The organism is Prolixibacter sp. NT017 (assembly GCF_009617875.1).
GTDB lineage: Bacteria > Bacteroidota > Bacteroidia > Bacteroidales > Prolixibacteraceae > Prolixibacter.
The window spans coordinates 1,197,158-1,219,263 of the sequence record NZ_BLAV01000001.1 but is presented as its reverse complement, the minus strand read 5'-3'; the positions used below and the strand labels follow the sequence as shown (position 1 = coordinate 1,219,263).

At 43.3% G+C, this 22,106-nt stretch carries 13 protein-coding genes; 11 read left to right on the top strand and 2 right to left on the bottom strand.

The window, feature by feature from the left end; all coding sequences use genetic code 11:
• Window positions 1–14: 14 nt before the first annotated feature.
• From GJU87_RS04980 to GJU87_RS04930, 11 genes are all read left to right on the top strand, one after another.
• The gene (locus GJU87_RS04980) at window positions 15–2,396 is read left to right on the top strand and encodes an ABC transporter permease (RefSeq protein WP_153638495.1); all 2,382 of its coding nucleotides are present in this window, start codon (window positions 15–17) and stop codon (window positions 2,394–2,396) included.
• Window positions 2,397–2,423: 27 nt separating this feature from the next.
• Entirely contained in the window at window positions 2,424–2,774 is a 351-nt protein-coding gene (locus GJU87_RS04975) for a four helix bundle protein (RefSeq protein ID WP_153638494.1), read from the top strand.
• A 123-nt stretch (window positions 2,775–2,897) separates the two neighbouring features.
• Window positions 2,898–3,896 carry a DUF4097 family beta strand repeat-containing protein gene (locus GJU87_RS04970; protein ID WP_153638493.1) on the top strand — a complete coding sequence of 333 codons (999 nt, stop codon included), beginning with the start codon at window positions 2,898–2,900 and terminating at the stop codon, window positions 3,894–3,896.
• Window positions 3,897–3,983: 87 nt separating this feature from the next.
• Window positions 3,984–6,383, top strand: coding sequence for an ABC transporter permease (locus tag GJU87_RS04965; RefSeq protein WP_153638492.1), 2,400 nt, complete (start codon window positions 3,984–3,986; stop codon window positions 6,381–6,383).
• A gap of 86 nt (window positions 6,384–6,469) precedes the next feature.
• Window positions 6,470–8,806, top strand: a complete 2,337-nt coding sequence (locus GJU87_RS04960; RefSeq protein WP_153638491.1) for an FtsX-like permease family protein — start codon at window positions 6,470–6,472, stop codon at window positions 8,804–8,806.
• Between the two features lie 48 nt (window positions 8,807–8,854).
• Window positions 8,855–11,236 (top strand): ABC transporter permease, encoded by a 2,382-nt coding sequence (locus GJU87_RS04955; RefSeq protein WP_153638490.1) that lies wholly within the window; start codon window positions 8,855–8,857, stop codon window positions 11,234–11,236.
• A gap of 71 nt (window positions 11,237–11,307) precedes the next feature.
• Window positions 11,308–11,961 carry a family 16 glycoside hydrolase gene (locus GJU87_RS04950; RefSeq protein WP_153638489.1) on the top strand — a complete coding sequence of 218 codons (654 nt, stop codon included), beginning with the start codon at window positions 11,308–11,310 and terminating at the stop codon, window positions 11,959–11,961.
• Window positions 11,962–11,976: 15 nt separating this feature from the next.
• A complete protein-coding gene (locus GJU87_RS04945; RefSeq protein WP_153638488.1) occupies window positions 11,977–14,403 on the top strand; it encodes an ABC transporter permease in 2,427 nt (808 codons plus the stop codon).
• A 172-nt stretch (window positions 14,404–14,575) separates the two neighbouring features.
• Window positions 14,576–16,942, top strand: a complete 2,367-nt coding sequence (locus tag GJU87_RS04940) for an ABC transporter permease (protein WP_153638487.1) — start codon at window positions 14,576–14,578, stop codon at window positions 16,940–16,942.
• Window positions 16,943–17,190: 248 nt separating this feature from the next.
• Window positions 17,191–18,549: a pitrilysin family protein gene (locus GJU87_RS04935; RefSeq protein ID WP_153638486.1), complete on the top strand. Its 1,359-nt coding sequence runs from the start codon at window positions 17,191–17,193 to the stop codon at window positions 18,547–18,549.
• Window positions 18,550–18,580: 31 nt separating this feature from the next.
• Window positions 18,581–19,885, top strand: coding sequence for a pitrilysin family protein (locus tag GJU87_RS04930; protein WP_153638485.1), 1,305 nt, complete (start codon window positions 18,581–18,583; stop codon window positions 19,883–19,885).
• Window positions 19,886–19,948: 63 nt separating this feature from the next.
• Here the strand turns inward: GJU87_RS04930 and GJU87_RS04925 are convergent, their stop codons facing one another.
• Both GJU87_RS04925 and GJU87_RS04920 read right to left on the bottom strand, forming a co-directional pair.
• Window positions 19,949–20,572, bottom strand: a complete 624-nt coding sequence (locus GJU87_RS04925) for a histidine phosphatase family protein (RefSeq protein ID WP_153638484.1) — start codon at window positions 20,570–20,572, stop codon at window positions 19,949–19,951.
• A gap of 106 nt (window positions 20,573–20,678) precedes the next feature.
• Window positions 20,679–21,908 carry a hypothetical protein gene (locus tag GJU87_RS04920; RefSeq protein WP_153638483.1) on the bottom strand — a complete coding sequence of 410 codons (1,230 nt, stop codon included), beginning with the start codon at window positions 21,906–21,908 and terminating at the stop codon, window positions 20,679–20,681.
• Window positions 21,909–22,106 lie beyond the last annotated feature (198 nt).

Below are 22,106 nucleotides of genomic sequence, written 5' to 3'. Positions count from 1 at the left end.
AAAATGCACAGATCATGAAAAAATTGGTTCTTATTTACCGATCGATCGCCAGGAATCTGAAACTCTCACTAATCAACGTATTAGGGATGGCTTTGGGACTTGTCTCTGCCGGCATCATTCTTGGCTATGTGCATCAGGAATTTAATTACGATTCCGAAAACCCGCATTCTCAGGAAATCTACCAGGTTATTGAGAAAGACGGCGAACATTTAAACTCCTATACCTATGCACCATTAGCGGAAGCATTAAAATCCAACTTCCCGGAGGTAAAAGCAACCACCCGAATCGGTTTTTTCTACGGATATCTGGCTTGCTCTGCCGGTGAAAATAAATTCAATGAAAACCAGGCCATTTTTGCTGATCCTGACTTTTTCAGCCTGTTTTCATTTCCCATGGTGAAAGGAGACAGGGAGCAATGCCTTCAAACACCCGATGCAGTCGTATTATCAAAAACTGCTGCTAAAAAATACTTTGGCAATAAAAATCCGATTGGGCAGCACTTACTAATCGGCGGGAATAATGAATTCACAGTCACCGGTGTTTACGACGATTTCAAAACCAATTCGAACTTCCGGGGGAACATCGTATTGCCACTAAAAAAGATATCTCAACTGACCCAGATATGGGTCGAACCAAGCTGGAAATACGAAAGTGATATATTCACTTTTGTCCGCCTGGCTGACAACACCAAGGTGCATGAATTCTCTGCAAAAGCGAAGAATCTTATTTCAAAATTCATCCCAAGCAACAAAAACGAACTACTACTGCAACCGTTAACATCCATCCATGTCGACCATAGGACAGCATGGGAATCAACGCCTCAGGCCAATGTGAAGTATCTGTACATATTAGTCGCTGTTGCGATTATCATTCTCGTCATTTCTGCGGCGAATTTTCTGTTTCTGTACATCGGCACCATGAGTCAGCGAAGTACTGACACTTCTATCAAAAAGGTTTGCGGCGCCTCAAGAACAACTCTGTTCAAAGAACATCTGCAGGAAGTTTCGGCCATGATGTTTCTCAGTCTTAGTGCGGCAATCCTCCTGTTTGTGTTCTATCGCGGTTACCTGACAAAAGTTTTTCCTCTCTTACCCAACATTAATCTTTTCGATTGGAAGCTCAGCATTATTCTCCTGATTACTGTATTTCTTGCGTCTTTATTACCGGCCATCTATCCATCCTTTATTCTGGCTTCACAGAAACCCGCCAGTATTTTCAGGAACCAGGGCATCTTCATACCAGGGAAATTCAAGCTGATCAATTTACTTGTTATTGGCCAGTTCCTACTAAGTATCATATTGCTTATCAGTACTTTTTCCATCCATAAACAAACGAACTACCTGGAGAACAAAAAGACCGGATATGCAAAAAACGAACTGTTAACCATACCGCTCAACATGCACATCGGTGAAGGAATCTACAGCGACAAGTTTGATGTATTTGCGGGTGAGTTAAAGAAGTATCCGGGGATTAAAAATGTAACGATGGCGTTCTCTTCACCCGCTTCAGTGGAAACAGATGAAGATGCTCCCAGCTGGGAAGGAAGAACCAAAGATCAGAAAGTAGAGATGAATTGGGCCTCGGTATCCTATGATTATTTCAAAACTCTGGGAGTTGAAATCGTGGAGGGACGAAGTTTCAGCCCCAGTTTCCCTTCTGATGTTACCAGTTTCGATACCCATAAAAGTGCTTACATTTTAAATCAAAGTGCAGTGAAAGCAATGGGCATCACCAATCCCATCGGTAAAGAATTTGAAGTATGGGGATTTAAGGGACCCATCATTGGTGTTGTTCGGGATTATAATTTCCGTTCGTTGCGTTCGGGTATTACACCCATATTTTACCAGATGAACCCGTTCTACCTGAATGAGATTATCGTCCGGATAAATCCATCTGATCCTGCTGTTTTATCTGACATCAGAACGGTGTGGGATAAATTTGTTCCGGAATATCCGCTGGAGTTCAAATTCGTCGACGACCAGATCAAAACCTTATACCGACCGGAACAAAACCTGGCCGGTACATTGAACCTGTTTGCCATAATGGCCATTCTCATTGCCTGTACGGGGCTTTTCACGCTGACTGTATTATCAGTCCTTCAACGTACCAAGGAGATCGGTATCCGCAAAGTAAACGGTGCCAAAGTTTCCGAAGTGATGACCATGCTCAACAAAGATTTCATTAAGTGGGTGGGGATCGCCTTTGCAATTGCCACACCCATTGCCTGGTTAGCCATGAACAAATGGCTGGAGAATTTTGCCTACAAAACCACTTTAAGCTGGTGGATTTTTGCCTTAGCGGGAATACTGGCATTGGGAATTGCCCTGCTCACCGTCAGCTGGCAAAGCTGGAAAGCGGCGACACGTAATCCGGTGGAAGCGCTGAGATATGAATAATTAGTAATTAATAATTAGTAATGAACAATGAGTGAAAATGAGAATGTAGTATTAACCAAGTCGTACAATTTTGCTGTCAGGATTGTCAAAATGTACCAGCATTTGTCCTCTAAAAAGGAGGAATTTGTTCTGAGTAAGCAAATTCTGAGGAGTGGGACTTCTATTGGAGCAAATATAGAAGAAGCGATTGGTGGTATCTCTAAAGCTGACTTCAGGGCTAAAATGAGCATTGCCTATAAAGAAGCCCGCGAAACTGATTATTGGTTAAGATTATTAAAAGATACTGATTACCTGAAAGTAGAGTCATTTAATTCGACCAGGAATGACCTCAATGAAATACTCAGATTACTGTATTCGATTGTAAAGTCATGCACGTAACAGTCAATTACTAATTATTGATTATTAATTATAAACGGCTGGCAAAGCTGGAAAGCGGCGACCAAAAACCCCGTAGAAGCGCTGAGATATGAGTAACTTTAATGAGAACCTAAAAATATGATCATGAAAACTCAAATCAAATTTAAAAAGTACACACTAGTTGTCATGATGGCAACATTGCTTTCGTGCAACGGATTTGCTCAAAAGGGCACTCCAACAATAATCAAAACCTTTGATATGAATCAACCGGGAACATTGAATTCCCAATCTTCCGGTGGAGGGATTGTCGTCGAAGGAACCGACCAAAACAAAGTGATTGTGGAGGCATTTGTCCGGAAAAACGGGAAGGTATTATCACCTACAGATCCGTCACTCGCTGATGTTCTGAAAGATTTCAATCTGGATATACAGAAAAATGGTTCGGTCATCACGGCAAACGTTGAGCGCAAACGAAATTTCAAATTTTGGAACAACGTCGGCATTTCTCTAGAGATCATCGTGCCGAAAGAAATGTCCTGCAATGTAGCGTCCAGCGGCGGTGGATTAAAAATATCAGATGTAGATGGGACCCATGACCTGGCAAGCAGCGGAGGTGGAATACGAATAGAAAACGTTACCGGAGCCACAAAGGCAAGTTCTTCCGGCGGAGGTGTTCAGGCTATCAATCAGAATGGTGATGTTCGCTTAAGCTCCAGCGGAGGCGGTGTAACTCTGGATGAAGGTCACGGAAGTGTTTATGCACGCAGTTCCGGCGGAGGTGTACGCCTGAAGAATGTGCACGGAGATGTGGATGCCAGTAGTAGCGGAGGCGGTGTAACTGTCACTGGTGAAACCGGAGCTATAAGAGCTACATCCAGCGGAGGTTCTGTACATGTTAACATCAGTAATTTAAGTAAGAAACTTTACCTGGCATCCAGTGGCGGTGGAGTTGACGCAACGATTCAAAATGGAGACAAGTTGGGTATGGATCTGGATTTGAAATCAGACAGAGTGCACATCGACCTGCATAACTTTTCCGGCACATCAGAAAAAGACCGGGTAAAAGGAACGATGAACGGTGGCGGAATCCCCGTTTACATGCATGCGTCCGGTGGAAACGTCAATGTGCAGTTTCAGGACTAAATTAAAGATAAAACTGAAAGGCAGCGACAAAATCAGACCGAATCAACACGATACAAATAGCTGAAAGAAATCATAATAAGAAATCAAATGCTCAACCTTTCCAATATCAAAATGGCCCTTCGGAATGCGCGAAAAAACAGTGCATTATCATTTGCCAAACTTTTCGGAATCAGCATCTCCTTTGCAGTGATTTTGTTCGCTGCCGGTTACGTCTATTACGAAACCAGTTTCGACAAATTTGTTCCCGACAAGGACAAGATTTTCCGCATTTACATGAAAGGAAACCTCAACGGAGATGAGGCTGATTATGCGGTAACCAGTGCCGCCATGGCAGAAACTGTGGTTCATGACATTCCGGAAGTTACTGAGGCAACGAGGCTCCGACCTGACAGAAATGCCGATATCCATTACCACGACGAGATAATCAAAGGCGGTCCGTTGCTCTTTGCTGATCCGAATTTCTTCTCATTTTTTCATCTTCCGGTTAAAAAAGCATCTTCTAATCTGTTTGGCTCGAAAAATGATATTGCGATATCCGAAAGTTTGGCCATTAAATTATTTGGCAATGCCGATGCCGCATTGGATAAAGTGGTCAAGTTGATGGACGAAGACTGTGTAATTACAGGTGTATTCAAGGATTTTCCCAAAAACTTTCACTTGCAATATCAGGTTGTTCAGTCCATTGAAAAATCCCAACCTGAAAAACAGGATCTAGGTTCTCAATCATACTATACCTACATCAAAACAAATACAGCAAACCCCGATGTTGATAAGTTGAGCTTTCAACTAACCAAAACCGTCTACACGCACAGCATGCCTGAAATTGATGGAGACAAAGCGAAAACATGGGATGATATGAAGGCGAATGATTCGCTTTATCTCTTTTATTTGGTGGAACCGCTAACAGCCATTCATTTCAGCAATCACAAATTCGACCCGGCTGTTACAGCCAGTAAAACATATGTATACGGGGCCATCATTCTGGCCTTACTGGTCTTGCTAATTTCATCTATTAATTTCACGAATCTCACCATTGCCAATTTATCCACTCGCCTGAAAGAGATTGGCATTCGGAAAACGACAGGTGCTTTTAGCGGACAAATTGCCTCACAGTTCCTGTATGAATCATTGATTTTCTGGACGATTGGATTTTTTCTGGCTATCTTACTCTATGAAGTGGGCGGAAAACCACTGGCTCATTATCTGAATCTGAGTGTTGAAATTTCGCCGATTTTATTGATAAAGATATTCCTGCTTACTTTCCTCGCGTTGTTGCTATTTAACATGCTAACAAATATTTTGCCCATCTACTATGTATCCAAAAGAAAGGTGCTCAATCTCTTAAAGGATGAAAAAAATAGTCACCACCGCTTTACCGTCAAGAACAGTTTTGTTTTCCTGCAATTTGCACTGTCAGCTCTGATCATTCTCAGCTCCATCATTGTGCAAAAGCAGATTAGCTACATGGTGAATAAAAACCGGGGATATGATGGCAACAACGTTCTCATGTTCAATCTGTACGGCATGAAAGATGCCAACCGCAAAAGCTTTATCAACGACCTGAAAACCTATGCCGCCATAAAGGATGTTACCACCAGCGATGTCAATTTCGGGAAAGATGACCCAGGCATGACTAGTGCATACTTCGAGACGCAAAACGAAGATAATTTTGTACACACTAGCGCCATGCAGGTAGACGATGAGTTCCTGAAAACATTTGGTTTGAAGATGAATCAAGGACGTTTTTTCGATACGAATCACCCTACTGACGATAAGGCCGTCATCTTAAACCAAACCGCTGCTAACGAATACAGAAAAAAAGGTTCTCTAATCGGGAAAGAACTGTTAATGAATAATTCCCGGTTTCGTATCATCGGAATTATTAGCGACTTCAACTATCGTTCGCTCTATCACAAGATTCAGCCCTTGATAATGCTGAGAACAGAAAACAACGGACATATCTTTGTCAAATACCGGACAAATGAACTATCCGATGTGATTGCTATCCTGCAGAAGCAATGGAAAAAGTACAACATTAGTCAACCTCTTCAATATGAATTTCACAACGCTGTCCTGGCTAGTCAGTATGGCAGAGATCAGCAGGCAAAAAAGCTATTACTCATTCTGTCCATCCTTTCGATAGCCATTGCGGCGGTCGGTTTGTATGCCATCAGTCTCTTTACCATCATCAGCAAAACCAAAGAAATTGGTATCCGAAAGGTAAACGGCGCTAATATCTCGGAGGTAATGACTTTACTGAACAAGGATTTCGCCAAATGGGTAGCCATTGCTTTTATTGTAGCTACACCGATTGCCTGGTATGTCATGAATTTATGGCTGGAGAATTTTGCTTACCGAACCGGACTCAGTTGGTGGATATTTGCCCTTGCCGGGATATTATCCTTCGCTATTGCTCTGCTCACGGTCAGCTGGCAATCATACAAGGCTGCAACCCGCAACCCGATAGATGCGTTGCGGTATGAATAAAAATAATGGACAATTAGAAATGAGAAATGAACAATCTTTCTCATTTGATTTAGCAAAATGATAACGACCTCAAATAGAACTATGAAATGATTGGATACTATATAAAAACGGCTTTGCGGAACATGCGAACCAATCCGAAATTCACATTGATCAATGTGGCCGGATTTGCATTTGCTATTTCTGTTAGTCTGGCTATCACTCTTTTTCTGTTAAAAGAAAATTCATACGATCGCTACAACAAAAACTACCGCCAAATCATCCGGCTCACCGATGCAAAAAAGAATTCCAGCGAAATCGACTACCGGGTAAAAGACATTCTTCTTCAGCATTTCCCGGAAGTTAAACATGCGTGCTACGTAGACTGTTACAATAACTCGGTTGAAATAAAATACGGAAAGGAAGGAGTTTATTTGCATGCGGGGGCCATGTCGGTTGATCCGCAGTTCTTCAATATGTTTTCCGTTCCGGTTCTTGCCCAGCAAACCACTACTCCTTTTCAGGATAAAAATTCGGTAGTCATCACAGAACGTACAGCTAAAAAGCTTTTCGGGAACCAAAATGCATTGGGAAAGGAACTGGAGGTTTATGACATCTATCCGGTAACCGTCAGTGCTGTCATCAAGGATTTTCCAGCCAATTCCAGTTTCACGGCCAACTTTATCCTGAATGCTCAGAACGATAATTTTAAGTTCAAGCAAGCTATAGGAAACTCAGACGATTTGAGTACGTACCGATGGCCTTTTGAAATCTATGTGCAACTGAAGAAGAATGAAAAGCCGGAGCAACTCATCGCGAAAATCAATGCGCACAAAGAATTGCTAAAACCGTATGTTGAAAAAGCCGGATTCCTGCCACTGAAGGATATTTATCTGCATGATCCAACCACCGGTGGGTCGAACCGGAAAGGGAATGCCAAATTGTTGCAACTGTTTGCCGCCATTGGTCTTATCATTCTCATTCTGGCCGTTATCAACTACATCAACCTCACGGTTGCACAGCAGGCCAAACGAACCAAAGAAAGCGGAATCCGCAAAACCATTGGAGCCAGTAGGAAACAGATCATCGGTCAGATGGTAGCCGAATCGACGCTGATAAGTCTTACCGCGTTTCTTATTGGGGCACTCCTGTTGCGGTTCATGCTTCCGATGTATGAAATTGCCTTCAACACGAAACTTGATTTCAACATTCTGTATCACTTCCCGAATTCCATTGTTCTTCTCTTTTCCATTCTGATTTTAGGATTAGTGAGTGGCATCGGTCCCGGAATTGTTTTATCAGGTATTAATCCGGTAAAGATCTTAAGTGGCACAACATTCATCTCCGGAAAGAAAAATTACCTGCGTCAGTCGTTGACCGTGTTTCAATTTGCCATCTCGGTGATACTGATCGTTTCGGTGCTCATTGTTCGGCGCCAGATTCAATACGTCAAACATCAGGATTTGGGATTCAATCAGGAACAACTGTTACGCCTCGACATTCCCTGGCTGAAGGACCAGGACATGAATAAAACGTCGGTCCTCGCGAGCGAACTGAAAAAGTCGCCTTACATCAAAAATGCGAGTGTAAGCCAGGGAGTCCCGGGAGATATCCGGTTAGACCTCGGATATAAAAACGAGTCTGTCCCCACCATCATGGCCGACAGTTCATTCATCAAAACCCTGGGGCTCCACATCATCAAAGGAAGAGTCCCGCAGACTAGCGATTTTGGTAAAGTTTGTCTTATCAATGAAGCAGGGTATAAACATTTCGGATTCACAAACCTGGATAACAAGCGTTTTAACAACTACGGAGGCTATGACATCATCGGTGTTGTCAATGATTTCCACTACAGTTCCATGCGAAAACCTATCGGGCCAGCATTTATCATTCTAGCTTCCAAAGGGTACGCAAATGCAATTAGTATCCGGCTGTCTGCTAACCACATTGGTGAAACCATGAAGTTTATTCACAAAACCTGGCAAAAAGTTATGCCAGGCTATCCTTACAAATATGAGTTCTACGACGACTGGTTCAATTCCATGTACAAATCCGAAGAACGGCTGGCACAAACCATGAGCATCTTCGCACTACTGGCCATCGTTATTTCGTGTATGGGTATGCTGGGACTGGCCATCTTTGCTGCTGAACGACGAACCAAAGAAATCGGTATCCGTAAAGTCAATGGCGCCAAAGTTTCAGAGGTAATGGCTATGCTGAACAAAGATTTCATCAAGTGGGTAGGCGTTGCTTTTATTATTGCAACGCCTGTTGCCTGGTATACTATGAATTTATGGCTGGAAGACTTTGCCTACCGAACCAGCTTAAGTTGGTGGATTTTTGCCTTTGCTGGATTACTGGCTCTGATGATAGCCCTACTGACAGTAAGCTGGCATTCGTACCGGGCTGCGACCCAAAATCCAATTGAGGCTTTGCGATATGAATAAAAATAAAGAAACGAAAATTGTAATCGCTCACATTCAAATTTGCGAATCATGATACGATACCAGATACGACTGATACTTCGAAATTTTAAAAGACAAAAGGGTTCTTTCTTCATCAATATGGCTGGACTTTCGGTTGCTTTTGCCTGTGTTATCCTGATTTCCATATGGGTGAAAGATGAACTGAGTGTCGATAAATTCCATAAAAACGATCAGCAACTTTACCAGGTACTGCAAAACCAACAATCAGGAGACCAGATCATCACACAAGGATGGACACCCGACATGCTAGCCAGAACCCTGGCAGAAGAAATGCCGGAGGTAGAAATGGCTGCCGCCGTTACTCCATCATCTTTTTTTGGAAAATTCGCCCTTTCAACCGGAGGAGATGATATTATAAAAGCAGCCGGACAATTTGCGGGAAAAGATTTTTTCAAAATGTTCTCCTACGGTTTAGTACAAGGAAACGCTGGACAGGTTCTGACAGATAAAAATGCAATTGTCATTTCGAAAAAACTCGCCATGGCTTTGTTCAACACAACGGAGAATGTCATAGGAAGAACCGTTACCTGGCAATTGCTCAATTTCAAAAAAGAAGTTGTGGTCTCAGGTATTTTCAACGGAATACCCAAAAATTCCTCAACGCAATTTGATTTTGTACTACCGTTCGAAGCCTGGCTTTCACTTTCGAAAGAAATAGGCCGGGGCATTCAGTGGGGTAACAATGCTCCGCTTACATTCCTCCTTTTGCATAAGGGCACGAATGTGGACCAATTCAATCACAAGCTTGCCGGTTTTATGAAAACCAAAATAGCAGGCTCAACCGATGTCCTGTTTGCCGTTCGATATTCCAGCGAATACCTTCACGGGAAATACGAAAACGGAATACAATCCGGCGGAAAAATAGAGTACATAAGGCTTTTCTTGATCGTCGCACTGTTTATTCTGCTCATCGCCGGAATCAATTTCATGAATCTGTCCACCGCTCAGGCTTCCCGCAGATTTAAGGAAGTTGGTATAAAAAAAGTAATGGGCAGCAAGCGAAGAGCATTGGTACTGCAATTCATGGGTGAAGCCGTTGCCATATCAGTACTGGCATTATTTCTTTCATTCGCCCTGGTTGCCCTATTCCTGCCTCAATTCAACCAGATTACCGGAAAACACCTAAGCCTGAGTTTTCATGCTGGTTTTATCCTGCCAGTCTTTATTTTTAGTCTGATAACCGGTATGTTATCTGGTATTTATCCCGCGTTGTATCTGTCCGGATTCAATATTTTAAATATTCTGAAAGGAGAATCTTCGAAATCTTTCAACGAGCTTTTGGCTCGCAAAGGACTTGTTGTCTTTCAATTTAGTATATCGGTCATTCTCATTGTTGTCATGTTGGTTACCTATAAACAAATTGAATTTGTCAGGAATAAAAATCTTGGCTACCAGAAAGACAATGTCTTATTCTTCAGCAAAGAAGGAAATATAGCTCAGAAACAGGAAGCCTTTCTATCCGAAATCCGAAAAATACCGGGAGTCATCGATGCGTCCACAATGGGTGGAAACTTACTGGGAAGTTTTTCAACAACGTACGGAGTCGGCTGGGAGGGGAAAGATCCCAACACCGATATACGGTTCGAAGCAATTCCAGTGGATTATCATTTACTTGAAACAATGAAAATTCAAATGAAGGAGGGGCGTAGTTTTTCAGATAAATACGGAGACGAAGCAAATAAGATAATACTGAACGAAGCGGCGGTAAAAGTAATGGGTCTTAAGCATCCCATTGGCCAGACAATTCAATTCTGGGGGCAGGAAAAACAAGTTATTGGTGTTGTCAAGAACTTTAATTTCCAATCACTACATAGTGCGATCGCCCCGGCAATTATTCGGCTGGACCCGGGCAAAACATTAAATGTGATGGTCCGGATTGACCACGCGAGAGAAAAACAGACTCTTGCCTCGCTTAAAAAACTTTATGACGATTTTAATCACGGATACCCGTTCGATTTCCAATTTATGGATGCAGCCTATCAGGCACTTTATGTCTCAGACCAACGAGTATCTTCCTTGTCTCGTTATTTCGCAGGCCTTGGAATCTTTATATCGTGCCTGGGACTATTCGGTCTCGCCACCTTTGCTGCCGAACAACGGTCTAAAGAAATCGGCATCCGTAAAGTGAACGGTGCCAAAGTTTCGGAAGTAATGGCCATGCTGAACAAAGATTTCGTCAAATGGGTGGCCGTAGCTTTTGTAATTGCGACGCCTGTTGCCTGGTATGGCATGAATTTATGGCTGGAAGACTTTGCCTACCGAACCAGCTTAAGTTGGTGGATTTTTGTCTTAGCCGGATTCCTGGCTCTGGTTATTGCTTTGCTGACAGTAAGCTGGCATTCTTACCGGGCTGCGACCCGAAATCCAATCGATGCTTTGCGATATGAATAATCTGACAATTAATCCGTAATATGCATACAACCGAATAATCAATTCCATAACCTGACAAAACGTGAAAAACCATGAAGACTAACAGATTTTTTTTACTGATTGCACTTCTGTTCAGCGTCCTGTTTTCGGCAGAAGCACAGCAAGCAAAAGTAATTGTCCCTGATTTGTCGACAGTTCAGGACAACCAGAAATGGTCAGCGTTTAACCACGGAATCTCTTATAACGGAAATGTGCACATGGATGCGAAACCGGGAGATGGTTTGCTCATTCTGAATGGTGTTGAATTTCAAAACGGCACCATCGAAGTGGATATCAAAGGGAAAAATGTTCCGGGGCAAAGTTTTGTTGGTCTGGCTTTTCATGGCGTAAATGACAGCACATTCGATGCCGTTTACTTCCGTCCATTTAATTTCAGAAATCCGGAAAGAAACACACATTCAGTGCAGTACATTTCTGCCCCACAATACGGCTGGTATAAACTCAGAAGCGAGCATCCGGGAGAATATGAAAATAATGTTACGCCTGTACCCGAGCCGGATGAATGGTTTCATGCAACGATTCAGGTTGCCTATCCGGAAGTGAAAGTTTATGTCAACCATTCATCTAAACCTTCATTAGTAGTTAATCAAATCAGTACACGGGAAAAAGGATGGATTGCCTTTTGGGTTGGCAATAATTCAGAGGGATGGTTCAAAAACCTAGAGATTAGTCCGGAAGCAAACTAACCTAACGCTTGATCAATGAATATCCTGTATCATTTCCATATGACCATCCGGACACTCAGACACAACCTGAGGCCCACTCTCCTTCTTCTCATTTCCATGTCGGTCGGATTGGTCACCTTCATCCTGGTTTCCGGATACGTATCCTACGAACAGCAATACGACCGGGTATTTCCCTATGCCGGAAATATTTATCGTATTACTACCGATTTATATTCCGATGGCAAACTTCAGATTTCCATCCCCGAATGTGAACGGGATATGGGAAGTTCATTGAAAAAAACGTACCCGGAAGTTACCGAAACCGGATTTCTGGCTCAAACCAATAATCCGCAATACAAAATCGGTGAGAATATTTTCAAGGATACCAAAGTCTATTTTGCTTCGCCGGGCCTGCTGAATATCTTCTCTTTTCAGCTGCTACAGGGTGATGGCTCCCGGGTTTTGACTGCTCCCTATACGGTTCTTCTATCGGAATCGACAGCCAGAAAGTATTTCGGCAACGAGAATCCGGTTGGCAAAACCATTACCAAATATCCGGCTTTTGAATACCAGGTGGTCGGTGTTTACAAGGATATTCCCCGGCAGGCGCACTTTCATCCCGATATGCTGCTGTCGTTTCACGACCAGATGCATCTTCCTCCTCCCATGAAAGCACCGTGGGGAGAAACCGATTTTTACACTTACCTGAAAGTACATCTAGGGACTGACTTGCAAGCTTTGGAGCAGAAGATGAACCAACTGGCGATGGCGCATAAAAAGGATTATTTCGAGAAAAATAACCAGTTGCATGTGTACCATTTGCAGCCGTTGAAAGATATTCATCTGAACTCACATCTGAAACAAGAGCTGCAAACCAACGCCCGAGCCGATTACCTGTACATTCTGCTCATCATCAGCTTGCTGATTGTATTGGCGGTCGGACTCAATTACATTCATTTTTCTTTTACCCGGGCGCTCAATCATGCCTCAGCAACCGGATTGAAAAAGGTTTTTGGTGCCAACCGGAAAACACTCATTGGGCAATCGTTGACCGATTCGCTCGTCATTCATTCGATAGCAACAGCAGTTGCTTTCCTGATCTGCATATTACTTCTACCATTTATCCAAAACCAGTTTGGCATCACGCTCGATTTCTCACTGCACAATCGGTTATTCTGGTTTGGTTTGGGAAGCATCCTCTTAATAAGCATGATTGTTAACGGCATTATTCCCGGTTACCTGATAGGACGATTCAGCAGTCTCGATCTGTTTAAACTCAAATACAAACCGCTGATGCCCGGTATTTCCTTCCGGCAATTGTTTGTCGTTGGTCAATTTGCCATTGTCATGGTCATTATCACTGGGATTATCGGCATCAACAAACAGGTGAACTTCCTGAAAGAAAAAAACAAGGGATTCAACCTCGAAAACACCATCGCCGTTAAAGTTCCTCAAAACTTCCTTCGAACCTCACAACGCATCAACAATCTGGATGCTTTCGAACAAGACCTTTTACGGAATCCCAGCATATCAGGTATTACACAAAGTAACCGGATGCCGGGAGAAACAGCTGCCTTTAACTTCAGCTTTGCGGAAAAAGGAACCGAACGGTCAGGAAAAGCAGCGGTTCTGGTGGCCGGTGTCAACTATCTCAAACTTTTCGACATCAAACTTTTAGCCGGAAACGATTTTGAGCCACACGCCGAAAATGTCGACGAAGGTTGCATCATCAATCAATCGTGCCTCAACTTTTTAGGTTATAAGAATCCGCAGGAAGCAGTGGGCAGAGTTCTAAAACTAACGGACGAGAGTGCCCTGCAAAATATCGAATTGAAAATCAGGGGTGTTTGTTCAGATTTCAATTTCCAGAATATGCGTGAACATCCCGGTCCGATGATTCTTTTCGACTGGACGAAGAACATGATATGGGGCAACTATTTTGTGAAGCTCAAGCAGGCCAATATAGCTTCTGTCATCCCGTTTATACGGAAGAAATTTCAGGCTACATTCCCGAATTATCCGTTCGAATACCTGATACTGAATGATTTTTACAATCAACAGTTTTTCAAGGAATATCAACTACTCAAAATGCTGCAGGCGTTTGTTCTGGTGGCCATTCTCATCAGTACCATCAATCTGTTTGCCATGGCCTGGTTTATTGCCATTGCCCGAACCAAGGAAATCGGCATCCGTAAAGTGAACGGGGCCAAAATATCGGAAGTGATGACGATGCTCAACAAAGATTTTGTGAAATGGGTAGCCATTGCCTTTGTCATTGCCACGCCGGTTGCCTGGTTCGCCATGAATAAATGGCTCGAGAACTTTGCTTACAAAACCAGTCTGAGTTGGTGGATTTTCGCGTTAGCCGGAATACTGGCCATTGGAGTTGCCTTGCTCACCGTTAGTTGGCAAAGCTGGAAAGCAGCTGCCCGAAATCCGGTAGAAGCATTGCGAAATGAATAGCAAAATCTGTCAAAAAATAAGATAGTAATCGTCTGATTATCATACACAGCCCCCAACAAAAGCAATAAACAAATCTCTGAAAATAAACTAACTAAATCGTACGGCATATTAATTGAATTGTGATTGTAGATGCTTTATCAAACCGATCTTAACCTGATTAATCTGCATTCAAATGAACGGGCTCAACTGGAAAATATCTCTTCGCAATCTCTGGCGAAATAAAACATTCACACTCATCAACGTTCTCGGACTTACACTTGGCTTCACTGCCTTTATCATCGTATTCCTGTTTATTCGCTACGAACTGAGCTGGGACAAAACCAATGATAAGTACAACCGAATTTACAGGGTGCAGCGGCATTACTCCAGGACCGCATTCGCCATGGATGGGAACGATATATCGCCCCACACTTATGCAGTCACGGCTTCCCTTTTGGAAAAATATCCGGAGTTTGAGCGGGTCACAATCCTTCGTGAAAATTCCGGAAAGTTTCTCTCAGCCGACAGGGAAAACCAGTTTTATGACGAAACGGGTATTTGTGCCGATTCCAACTTCTTTGATGTTTTCACCTATCACTTTATAGAAGGTTCCCCAAAAGGAGCCCTCAACGCTCCTTTTTCCATTGTGCTCTCACAAAAATTGGCCGATAAATTGTTTAAAGGAGAAAAAGCCCTTGGAAAATCAGTGACCGTTGAAAAGAAATTCGATGCGAAAGTAACCGGAGTATATACCGATCTTCCTTTCAATTCCAGTCTGCGGCCATCTTATATTATCTCTTTTTCCACGTTGAAACGGACGGTCAACATCGGACGTGACGATCGTTGGACGGGTGACTGCATGTGCTATGCCCTACTCAAGCCGGGAGTCGATTACAGACAGACAGAGCCGAAAATAAGAAACAGCCTCGCGGCATTTAAAGGCCTTGAATACGAGGAGCTACAACTTTGTCCGCTATCGAAGATCCACCTCAGCTTTAACAATCGGAACGATTATTTTATCGTCCTATCCTTGTTTGGACTGATTGGCTTCTTCATTCTTCTCATGTCGGCGTTTAATTATATGAACCTGACCATTGCCCAGGCATCAACGCGAGGCAAAGAGATTGCCGTAAAAAAAATCAACGGCGGCAACCGGTGCTCCCTGGTGTTCCAATTCCTCGGTGAAACACTTGTGTTGACGACCACTTCAATTGTGCTGGCCTTTATCATTACGCAACAAGCTCTTCCTTTTTATAATAGCATTGTACATACCCATCTCCATTTCGCCCTTATTCAAGACTGGAAAATTATGCTCCTGTTCATTCTCGTTTCTGTAGTTATAGGTTTGCTTTCAGGCGCATATCCGGCTTTGTTCATGTCGTCGCACAAAATCGTCTCACTATTCAGCGGTGAGTACTTTAAAGTTGGGAAAGAGAACTTTAGCATCCGAAAGATACTGGTCACTTTCCAGTTTGCCATTACCATTTTCCTTATATGCATTGGTTTGTTTTTTACCGCACAGATCCATTATATGACGAACAAAAACCTTGGATTCGACAAAAACAATCTGTTATATGCACGACTCACATCATCGGTGAACGACCTAAACTTCGAAGACTTGCGGAACCGACTGCTACAGCATCCCGAAATCATCAATGCTTCTATGTCAAAAACACTGCCCTTTGTCAATTTGGGCGGCGGCATGACCAACTGGGAAGGAGCAGCTCCCGATGAGAAAATTAGTTACCGTCCCAATTGGGTTACTTACGATTTTGTCAGGAACATGAAAATTCCGATTATTGAAGGACGGGACTTCTCCCGGGAATTTCCTTCCGATATCGATCATAGTTGCCTCATCAACGAAACAGCCCTGAAGTGCTTTGGCTGGAGCGACCCGATTGGAAAACGCATTCACAACGGCCAATGGACTGTAGTCGGTGTCGTAAAGAATTATATCTTCAAGGATATGCACAACGGAGTAGAACCCGTTGCACTTATATTAACTTCGGGCAAGATGTCGGGTGACTGGGTCTTTGCCTTCCGTTATACAAACGGAAACCGTGACAAAGCAAAACAAATCCTGGTCAACGAATTCAAACGGTCTTTTCCAAACGACCCGTTTGAATTCCATGATATCGACAACGCCTTCAAAAACGAGTCAACCTTCAAAATATACCATGTAATTAGAAATTCAACCCTGGTTTTCACGTTCTTCAACATCGCGATTGCGACTATTGGATTACTTGGTTTGGTATCATTCACCACTCTTCGCCGTAAAAAGGAAATCGGCATCCGGAAGATTAATGGAAGTTCCGTTTCCCAAATCTTCTACGCCTTGAATAAAGAGTTTTTTATCCTTTTGGGGATATCGATTTTAATCGCCTGGCCGGGAGCTTATCTTATTTACAACATATTTCCCGGAGCTTTTAAAATCGCGCTGCAACCCTGGATACCGCTCTTCTCGGTTCTAATCATTCTTGTCATTGTTGTGGTTACCACTGGTTACCAAACCTACAAAGCCTCAACACAAAATCCGGTAGAAAGTCTGAGATACGAATAAATAGCATAACATAATAAGATGTTTGTCGCTTATGCTATCAACAATTAGCCTTATTTAAATTCTGCAATATCGATTTATAAGAGGCTGCTATGTCCTAAAAATAACACGCCCCTTTTGTTGTTAAAAGAAAAAACGGTAGCTTTATTTCCAATTCGACCAAAGCATAGCTATCTAGCACACCAGCCTGCGCTTATACGTTAATCTTATCTTTCATAAGGTTTGAATAGTTTACATAAAATACCTATAAAATGAAGAAAAAAGCATTATTAATTTTGAGCTTCTTCCTGGTGCTATCAGTTGCAAAGGCTCAAAAACCATCTAATTTTTACACGACTAAACTTTCCAACGGATTGGAAGTACTGGTTATTGAAGACCACAGCGTGCCATTAGCTACCGTTGAAATCACAACCAAAAACGGCTCCTACACCGAACCGCCCGAGTTCAACGGATTAAGCCACCTGTACGAGCACATGTTTTTTAAAGCCAATAAAGACTATCCCAGCCAGGAAGCCTTTATGGCCAAAGTTCATGAGCTCGGTATTGTTTTCAACGGCACAACCGGAAACGAGCGGGTAAATTACTTCTTCACCCTTCCCAAGAGCAAATGGACGCAAGGTTTACACTTCATGAATTCCGCCATCCGTTATCCCCTGTTTCTTCCGAAAGAAATCAAAAAAGAAAATATTGTTGTCGATGGCGAGTTTCAGCGGCTCGAATCAAATCCCTTCTTTTTGTTATCCGATTCAATGAAGCATGTACTGTGGGGGGATTTATATTCTCGTAAAAATCCCATCGGTATCCATCACATCATCAGGACTGCTACACCTGAAAAAATGCATACCATTCAGCATAAATATTACTGGCCCAATAATTCCATGCTAATCGTTAGCGGAGATGTCAACCACAAAGAGGTGTTCGCTAAAGTTAAAGATATTTTCTCCAGTTGGAAACCCTCAGGTTTTGACCCGTTTAAGAAATGGCCCATCCCCGAATTCCAACCGCTTGATTCCACCAACTATTTTGTGGTTACATCACCCTACGCACGTGTTCCTATCATGATGTTAGAATGGCAGGGACCCGATACCCGTCGCGATGTGCATGACACGTATGTGGCCGATGTTTTCTCTACTATCCTGAGTCAAAACTCAAGTAAATTTCAAAAAATGCTGGTCGATAGCGGATTGGCCCTGCAGGCAAATGTTGGTTACCAAACACTAAAACATACCGGACCGATTAGTGCTATCGTCGTTCCTAATCCAACGAAAGTAGCCGCCTGCGCCGAAGCAGTGAAAAAACAAATTTCCATGTGGGACTCGCCCGACTATATTACGGATCAGCAATTGGAAAACGCCAAACGTCAGCTCGAAATTAACCATCTTCAAGAGTCGGATGTAACTTCCGATCTGTCGCATACGATGGCTTATTTCTGGTGTTCAGCCTCTTTGGACTATTACTACAATTACATCCCGAACATCAAGAAAGTGACCAAACAGGATCTGATTAATTATGTCGACAAATACATTAAAGACAAGCCCTACGCTGCCGGATTGCTGATTAATACCAAATCGGAAGCCCTGTTGCATCCTGCGACTTTTTGGAAGAAATAATCACAATTGCCATTATCAAAATTAAAACACTATGAAAATTCAAAAATATATATTCGTTATGTTGCTTGTGTCCTTATCACTGGGGGTACAGGCCGGAAATTCGGTAAAAGAAATGACGGTAAATGGCTTGAAGGTTGTTTTTATGCCGTCGTCGAAACAAACCGTTGCAGCGATTATGTTCTTCAAAGGAGGAACTGCAAACTATGATGAAAAACAGCAAGGAATAGGGGCGTTAACCCTGGCTGCTACTTCGGATTGTGGCACACAGAAATACGCAAAAGATGCCTTTAAGAATATGGCCGACAAATACGGTGTTAGTGTAAACGGTTCAGCAAGATATGACTACGGAGCCATTAGCATGGAATGCGTTAAACCCTATTTTTCAGAGGGATGGAAGTTGTTTTCGGAAGCTGTCAATCATCCCGTATTCGAGCAAAAAGAACTGGGCTTATTGAAGCAAAAGCTGATTGCCGGTATTCAAAACAGGAAAAGCAATCCGGATAATACACTGTCTGATATGTGTATGAAAAATACATTTCAGGGTACACGCTACGCCTACCAGGTTCCCGGAACGGTTGAAACAATGAACGCTTTCACACAGGATGATGTTAAAAACTATTACAACAAACTGCTAAATACCAACCGAATGGTACTGGTTGTTGTAGGAAACCTTAAAGAACAGGACATCAGGAAAATGGTCGAGAAGGATTTCGGCAACTTGCCATCAACTCCGGTTAAGCCAATGCCTGCAGCCATTGCAACCACCATCGATACCAACTCGCTGCATACCGAAAGCCGGAAATTGTCGACCAATTACATCCAGGGAATGCTGGGCGCACCAGCCTTTACCTCTCCCGATAGCTATGCTTTCCGGTTAGCTTTCAATATCCTGAGGAATAAACTATTCGAAGAAGTAAGGACCAAACGCAATCTGTCGTATGCTCCGCAAGCTTTCTCTTCCACTGGTTTTATTCCCTATTCTGCAGTATATGTCACAACAACCAAACCGAATGAAGCGGTAACCGTAATGGTGAACGAAATGGATACTTTGAAAAACGACGGCTTTACCGACGTCGATTTGAGAAATTCGAAAAGTGAGTATACTACTTACTATTTCATGGGAAAACAATCGACCTACAACACGGCCTACTCGTTGGGAGTTGCCAAAATAAAAGGTTCCATAGATATGACAACTCACTTTATCGACCACATTGATGCAGTGACATTGCCGCAAATGCAAAAAATATTCACCGAATATGTCAATGGAATTAACTGGAACTATCTTGGCGATGAATCAGTGATTGACAAAGACGTTTTCAATAGAAAAGTCGAATAGAAAAGCATCGTTTATTCAAACAAAGTCAGCCGATAGACACCCTTTCTGTCGGCTGATTCTTTTTTATAACTGCCAGTCGTTTTTATTTTTGGCTTTGCTGCTCACCGGTACGGTTTCCAAATGTTCGGCAAGGTTGCGAACCAGTTCATTAACCGAACCGTCCTCGTTTAACCCGAAACGACTAATGCTGGTGTTCTCCGGCGCATCCCAACGGGAGTAAGAACCATTGTCGAGATTGTGCAGCACTGTCCAAAAAGCGCGGATTAAACCTCCGTGGCTCATCGCAAACACCTTCTGTCCTTCGTGCTTTTCCTTTAGCAGGGAAAGAAAAGCATTGGCCCGCATAATCAAATCTTCAGAGGTTTCAGCTTCTTCCGGCAAATCCATCTCTTTCCAGTTTTTAGGAAACGGCTTTCCCTGCCAATCCGCCAGGTAACGTTCCCGTAAAAGCGGCTCGGAAATAATCTCTTCTCCGGGATGAAATTGAAGAACTATTTCCGTCGTCTTCATCGTCCGTCGCAGATCGCTGGAATATATCACATCGAACTCTTCATTCTTTAAATATTCAGCCAAAGCTCTGGCCTGCATCATTCCTTCTTCGCTGAGGGTTCCGGGAGTTTGTCCCTGGCAAATTCCTTGCGCATTCTCTACCGTCTCACCGTGTCTAATCAGCCAAAAATCAATCATTATTTTTCTTTTGCTTGTTCGCCAGCTAAGGAAATCAACATTCGTGTGTTAAGTGCAAAATTATCATCAACACTACCTTAAATCACGAAAAGTCCGCCACACGAAATCATTTCTTCTCTATACTTTTAAGCACTTCGGTGTAGTGCTGCATATCTTTATTATCCGGTTCCGCCAGGCGGTATATCGTCAGTATTTTCTCGAGGTGAGGAATATCTTTCTGCGCGGCCAACTGTTTGGCATACGAGTAACAAACAATGCCGAGGAAGCCCCCCAGACGCTTGTAGGCCATGCGCTGCATCGTATTCGGTTCTGTAGCCATTTTTTCGTGCAAAGCCGAAATCTCCTTCTTCCACCAGTTTTCGTCTTTCGAAAACAAAGATTGAAGGAACAGCTGCCGCCGGTTGAATTCAAACTGCAGGCTGGCTGTTAACTGCGACATTTGTTCCCGGTAGGCAGGCCGGCGGGCCAGTTCGTTTGTCAGGGTATCGAACGAACCAGCATTGTCAAAAGCTTTCACCGATGCCATGTTGCGGGAGATACAGGCAGCCTGCAACAGGGCTCCTGCTCCGGCCAAGGAATCGATTCGTACCTGCTGTGCTTTAACGTACGGCCGAATCTGCTGCTTATTGTCTTTTTTTCCGGATTGAGCCGACAACCGGAACCAGCCAAACACGTTTGTTAACCGGCTTTTATCCGGCCAGGCATGCGACGCTTCCGTCAGCTCGATATGGACGTTGGAAGGTGTCAAATCCGGCTTGAGAATATACTGAACCATCTCCGGGAAATTGAAATCATCCATCCCAATGAGTCCCATAACAGGGCAGCTTATAGTCGTCAGTTGGTCCGGACTGGCGAAAGCACCACAGGCCATTACCCCGTCAACCGGATGATTCGCCGCGTACCCCAACATCATTCGCGCCCCTCCGGAGAAACCAGCCAGGTAAATTTCTTTCCCTACCGGGAAACGTTTTTGCACATCGGCAATCAATTGCTGCATCTCCTCCATGTAGTGCGGGTCGTCATTCTGAATGAGATTGGAAGCCACCAACACAGCCGGATAAGTTGTGGCCGCTTCCTTCAAATGTTCCATTGCCGTTTGTCCCGAGCCATGCGGATCGATGGCAACCAACAGTGGTAAACGAGTATCCGCTGACGAACGGGCAGGAACAAAAACCTCGTAGGTATGCTCCGGGTTCGATTGGCAGGAATCGGTTCCTTCTACCGCCGGAACCGGTTTACTACTTTTATTAGTAGAATGGCAGGCAAAAGTGACGCCCGAAAGGGATAACACTAGGAATAATTGGACAACAGAAACAGGACGCATAATTCTCATCATGATTTTTTCGATGGCTAAAGGTAATCAAACCACACAAAGGAGATCCTTCTTCCGCCTGCCTAAATCCCCCTGCCACCAGGAAAGAAAAAGAAATATTAAATTTTCTCGCCCGCTTCCCAGTTTGTATTCTTATTCTAGTCCGGGCTTTCCATAATTTTCTAATTTCGCAGCCTGACTAATTACCTGCATTTCACAAGA

Coding starts and splice junctions, on each gene's coding strand:
- GJU87_RS04980 (WP_153638495.1), top strand. CDS start 15: ATGAAAAAATTGGTTCTTATTTACCGATCGATCGCCAGGAATCTGAAA.
- GJU87_RS04975 (WP_153638494.1), top strand. CDS start 2,424: ATGAGTGAAAATGAGAATGTAGTATTAACCAAGTCGTACAATTTTGCT.
- GJU87_RS04970 (WP_153638493.1), top strand. CDS start 2,898: ATGAAAACTCAAATCAAATTTAAAAAGTACACACTAGTTGTCATGATG.
- GJU87_RS04965 (WP_153638492.1), top strand. CDS start 3,984: ATGCTCAACCTTTCCAATATCAAAATGGCCCTTCGGAATGCGCGAAAA.
- GJU87_RS04960 (WP_153638491.1), top strand. CDS start 6,470: ATGATTGGATACTATATAAAAACGGCTTTGCGGAACATGCGAACCAAT.
- GJU87_RS04955 (WP_153638490.1), top strand. CDS start 8,855: ATGATACGATACCAGATACGACTGATACTTCGAAATTTTAAAAGACAA.
- GJU87_RS04950 (WP_153638489.1), top strand. CDS start 11,308: ATGAAGACTAACAGATTTTTTTTACTGATTGCACTTCTGTTCAGCGTC.
- GJU87_RS04945 (WP_153638488.1), top strand. CDS start 11,977: ATGAATATCCTGTATCATTTCCATATGACCATCCGGACACTCAGACAC.
- GJU87_RS04940 (WP_153638487.1), top strand. CDS start 14,576: ATGAACGGGCTCAACTGGAAAATATCTCTTCGCAATCTCTGGCGAAAT.
- GJU87_RS04935 (WP_153638486.1), top strand. CDS start 17,191: ATGAAGAAAAAAGCATTATTAATTTTGAGCTTCTTCCTGGTGCTATCA.
- GJU87_RS04930 (WP_153638485.1), top strand. CDS start 18,581: ATGAAAATTCAAAAATATATATTCGTTATGTTGCTTGTGTCCTTATCA.
- GJU87_RS04925 (WP_153638484.1), bottom strand. CDS start 20,572: ATGATTGATTTTTGGCTGATTAGACACGGTGAGACGGTAGAGAATGCG.
- GJU87_RS04920 (WP_153638483.1), bottom strand. CDS start 21,908: ATGATGAGAATTATGCGTCCTGTTTCTGTTGTCCAATTATTCCTAGTG.